The organism is Halomonas sp. 3D7M (genome assembly GCF_014897885.1).
Classification (GTDB): domain Bacteria; phylum Pseudomonadota; class Gammaproteobacteria; order Pseudomonadales; family Halomonadaceae; genus Vreelandella.
Genome location: NZ_JABUZF010000213.1, coordinates 1 through 4,364, shown reverse-complemented (window position 1 = coordinate 4,364; position 4,364 = coordinate 1). Strand labels below are relative to the sequence as shown.

General features: G+C 50.3%; 4 protein-coding genes. 2 read left to right on the top strand and 2 right to left on the bottom strand.

Annotated features, from left to right (window positions below; genetic code table 11):
• Positions 1 to 293: 293 nt before the first annotated feature.
• A complete protein-coding gene (locus INT22_RS20910; RefSeq protein ID WP_226912675.1) occupies positions 294 to 1,292 on the top strand; it encodes an HAD-IC family P-type ATPase in 999 nt (332 codons plus the stop codon).
• Positions 1,250 to 3,043 carry an HAD-IC family P-type ATPase gene (locus INT22_RS12245; protein WP_226912674.1) on the top strand — a complete coding sequence of 598 codons (1,794 nt, stop codon included), beginning with the start codon at positions 1,250 to 1,252 and terminating at the stop codon, positions 3,041 to 3,043. The genes INT22_RS20910 and INT22_RS12245 overlap by 43 nt, the downstream gene beginning before the upstream one ends.
• 129 nt (positions 3,044 to 3,172) lie before the next feature.
• On the opposite strand, the gene INT22_RS12240 is transcribed toward INT22_RS12245, so the two are convergent.
• Positions 3,173 to 3,898: a TSUP family transporter gene (locus INT22_RS12240; protein ID WP_193060359.1), complete on the bottom strand. Its 726-nt coding sequence runs from the start codon at positions 3,896 to 3,898 to the stop codon at positions 3,173 to 3,175.
• A gap of 72 nt (positions 3,899 to 3,970) precedes the next feature.
• On the bottom strand, positions 3,971 to 4,364 hold a 394-nt coding region (locus INT22_RS12235; RefSeq protein ID WP_193068286.1), incomplete at its 5' end, for a pyrimidine/purine nucleotide monophosphate nucleosidase domain-containing protein.

The window sequence follows — 4,364 nt, the reverse complement described above, 5'->3', positions numbered from 1 at the left end:
GATAACTTTTGCATAACCACTTATTATACGAGTATTTGAATGGTATAATATTGACCTTTGCTTACTTCATTGGTTGGTCGCAATATAATAAAAACACCAACTTTCACCGCTATTAACAGCCCCCCATATCTATAGAAAATATTCATTGTGATGTTTTACTCGGCGTACTCAGTCTTGATTTTGAGGCTTTTTTTTGCGTTGCATCATTTCCTTGTTAGTTTATAAATATTAGCAGTGTTGCGGTGCAGCAACCTGCGGTAAGCTGACCGTATAGTTAACAAGGGAGCTTATGGATGGAAAACCCTCAAACACCAGTGAAGCCTTCTCGAGAGTGGCATTGTGCCTCGATAGATCAAGCGCTGGCGTGGCAGGCCGCTACCGTCGATGGCCTATCCACTGCAGAGGCTCTAGTGCGTATAGAACGCTACGGGCCGAATCGTCTTCAGCAGGCTCAGGGACGTCCTTGGTATCGGCGTTTATTGGATCAGCTGAATAATATTTTAATTCTTATACTGCTGGTTGCTGCCATTGCCAGTTTCCTGCTTGGGCATGTCATCGATGCGGCGGCCATTGTAGGGGTAGTGGCCGTGATCGCGCTGATTGGTTTTATCCAGGAAGGAAAAGCTGAACAGGCGCTTGATAGCATCCGCAATATGCTTTCTCCTCAGGCTAATGTCATACGTGACGGGAAGCGCACTACCATTCCTGCCGAAGCGTTAGTACCTGGGGACATCGTGCTGGTGGAAAGTGGTGACCGGATACCTGCGGACGTGCGACTGATTGAAGCGCGGCGTTTTCGCACCGACGAGGCGGCTCTAACTGGGGAGTCGGTGCCTGTAGAGAAGCAGTCGCACCCAGTGAGTGCAGATGTGGATCTTGCGGAGCGAAGCAGTATGGCGTTTGCCAGTACGATTGTGGTACAAGGCAATGCCCGTGGTTTGGTCGTTGAGACGGGGCGCTACACTGAAATCGGCAAAATTTCCGAACTTCTGCGTGGTGTGGAAAAAATTAAAACGCCGTTGCTTCAGCAGCTTGATCGTGCGGGCAGGGTGCTGGCAATTTTTATTTTAGGTGCCGCCGCTATTACCGCGTTGTTAGGCACGCTTCTTCATGACCAGCCCGCTGCTGATATGTTTATGGCTGCTGTCGGTCTAGCGGTGGCCGCGATTCCCGAAGGTCTACCCCCCATGCGATTCCCGAAGGTCTACCCGCCATTGTCACCATCGGGCTCGCGCTTGGTGTGCAAAGCATGGCGAAGCGTAACGCCATTATTCGACGACTTCCTGCAGTAGAAACGTTAGGCTCCATCTCGACTATTTTTTCCGATAAAACGGGCACATTGACGCGCAATGAAATGACGGCTCAAGCGGTATGGCTGGGTGACGAGCAGTTTTTCATCGAGGGTATCGGTTTCACGCCCAAGGGGGCTTTTTATCGACTGCGTGTCAGCGGTGAACAAGACACAGAATGTGTCGATATGGACAGTGCCCAACCGTTAAGCGATTTTTTATGTGCTGGCGTATTGTGTAACGACACTGAGCTGCAACAGCAGGCGGGACAGTATCAGATTTATGGTGACCCGACAGAGGGCGCGTTAGTGGTTGCCGGTGAAAAAGCAGGTATAAAAACGTCAGAGGTGCGCCAGCAGTTTCCGCGGGTAGATGCGATCCCTTTCGAGTCAGACTTTAAGTATATGGCCACTCTGCATGCAGGAGCTGATGGCCAGCGTGTCATCGTAAAGGGGGCGCCTGATCGTTTGATAGAAATGTGCGACAGCGTTGCTACCAAGCAAGGCACTGTCGATATTGATCGTAATGAGTGGGAAAACCGTATTCACGAGCTTTCCTCGCGAGGTTTGCGCGTTCTGGCCATTGCGGATAAACCTGCCGCTGCAATTGATGAGCTTGATCATCACCATATTGAAGGTGGGTTGCGCTTACTGGGAATTATTGGCTTGCTGGACCCACCAAGAGAAGAGGCCATTGAAGCGGTTAAACGTTGCCAACAAGCGGGTATTCGTCCCGTTATGATTACCGGTGATCATGCTTCGACAGCGCTGGCTATTGCTAAACAACTGGGTTTTGCGCAAACCCAGAAAGCGCTTACCGGGCGAGAAATTGAAGCGATGTCCGATCAAGCGTTAGAAGACATTATTTTAGAGATTGATGTCTTTGCTCGAGCATCTCCTGAACATAAGCTGCGCTTAGTAAAAGCGATGCAGGCACGGGGTGGGGTTTGCTCCATGACTGGAGATGGCGTTAATGATGGGCCAGCCTTGAAACGTGCTGATGTCGGCGTTGCTATGGGTGTGCAGGGGACTGAGGCGGCGAAAGATGCTTCTGAAATGGTATTGGCAGACGATAACTTCGCAACCATTGTCAGTGCTATTGAAGAAGGCCGCAAAGTCTACGATAACATCCGTAAAACGATCACCTTTATTCTGCCGACCAATGTTGCTCAGGGCTTGGCGATTATGCTTGCCGTGCTATCAGGCTCGGTGCTACCGGTAACGCCGTTACAGGCATTATGGGTAAATATGGTGGTAGCGATTACGCTAGGCTTGGCATTAGCGTTTGAGAGCGGGGAGAAAGACTTAATGGCACGCCAGCCCAGAGACCCTAAAGCACCGCTGCTTGATCTATTTTTATTGTGGCGAGTGATTTTTGTGTCTGTGCTGCTGCTCGTCGGCGTCTTCGGCATGTTCTCCTGGATACTCAACCAAGGGGGCAGTGAAGCGCTAGCGCGGGCAGGGGCGGTCAATATGCTGGTCACTGGCAGTGCCGCTTATTTAATCAATAGCCGCTTTTTAATTAATAGTACGCTGTCGTTTGCCGGCATTTTTGGCAGTCGGCCGGTATGGATCGCTATTATGATGGTGATGTTGCTGCAAATGGCGTTTACCTATTTACCCTTTATGCAGCTTATCTTCTCTAGCGAAGGGTTAAGCATTACGCATTGGCTAGCTATCATTTTAAGTAGCGGAATGATTTATCTGTTAATTGAAGCTGAGAAGGTGGGCTGGCGCATGCTCAAGGTTAAATAGAAACTGAGCATGGGCTAATTGTAATGCCCTGTTTATAAAAGATCAGCGCCACCTAGGGGGATAACAAGTCATAGGTGGCGCTAGGGTAATTTCCCTGTGCGCCATTTCTGTCTAGTGGTAAGGCTTGGTTTAAAACACAGCATCCACAATAATTTTGACTGCAATACCTGCCAGCAACAGCATGATGAGATTATCAAACCAGCGGTGCGGTAGGCGTTTGCCGAGCTGTGCGCCGATGGGCATGGCGGCGAGAATTACGAATAGTGCTATAAAGCTGTAAAGCGTACGTTCCAGTGTGAGTATTTCCGCACTCAGCAGCGCGGGTATTTGCACGCAGGTGATAGCAACAAAAAACACCGAGATAGAGCCGATAAACACGCGGCGCTCCAATTGCATTGCGTTTAGAAACGTCACAGATGCGGGTGCTGACATGCCCGCAGCACCTTGCAGAACGCCAGCGAGCAAACCGACAGGCAGCACGATGCGGTTGGCAGTCGCGAAAGGAAGGGCGATCGTTCGCCTAGCTATTTTGATGACCAAATAGAGCACGATCGACGCGGCCACCCCAAGCGATAAAAGAGTGGGTGATAACACGACTAAGCCCCATGTGCCCAGCACAATGCCTAGCCCGCCAGAAAGAGAGAAGGCAGCGAGAAAACGCAGTGGTAACAAATGGTGCCGATATTGCCATACTTGTAAAATGTTACTGAACAAATTGGGGGCTATTAACACGGCAATAGCCAGCTTCACGTCGTAGAGCATGGTGAGTACAGGGACTACGATGACTGGCACGCCAGAACCGATGGCACCTTTGATGATGCCTGCTGCAATCAGCGTTAAAAGAGCAATAATCACGGTGAATTTCCTGATGTATCAGGCGCAGCGCGACTGGGTTGCGCCTGATAAAGGCTGTGCTTGCTAAATTAGTTACTTGAGAACATAGCAGGGTGTATATGCTTGTCCATCAAGTTTCATGCGTCCTTGGGCGACAAATGAGGTTAATAGCTCGTCTAAGCGCTGCATGAGTTCTGGTTCAGCAGTTAACTCAAAAGGTCCATGGGCTTCAATTGCTCGAATCCCTGGCTCTTTAACGTTACCCGCCACAATGCCAGAAAAAGCACGACGCAAGTTGGCCGCTAGTTCATGGGTTGGCTGCTGACGGTGAAGCGCTAGACCGCGCATAGCTTCATGGGTGGGCTCGAAGGGTGCCTGAAAGTCACGTGCAATGGTAAGACGCCAGTTGTAGTAAAAAGCGTCCTGATGCGTGCGGCGGAAGTCTGCAATCTCGTCAATTTCTTCACGCATTTTACGTGCGACGGCC

Excerpts from the sequence above, each read along its gene's own strand:
- INT22_RS20910 (WP_226912675.1), top strand. The coding sequence starts at position 294 with ATGGAAAACCCTCAAACACCAGTGAAGCCTTCTCGAGAGTGGCATTGT.
- INT22_RS12245 (WP_226912674.1), top strand. The coding sequence starts at position 1,250 with ATGGCGAAGCGTAACGCCATTATTCGACGACTTCCTGCAGTAGAAACG.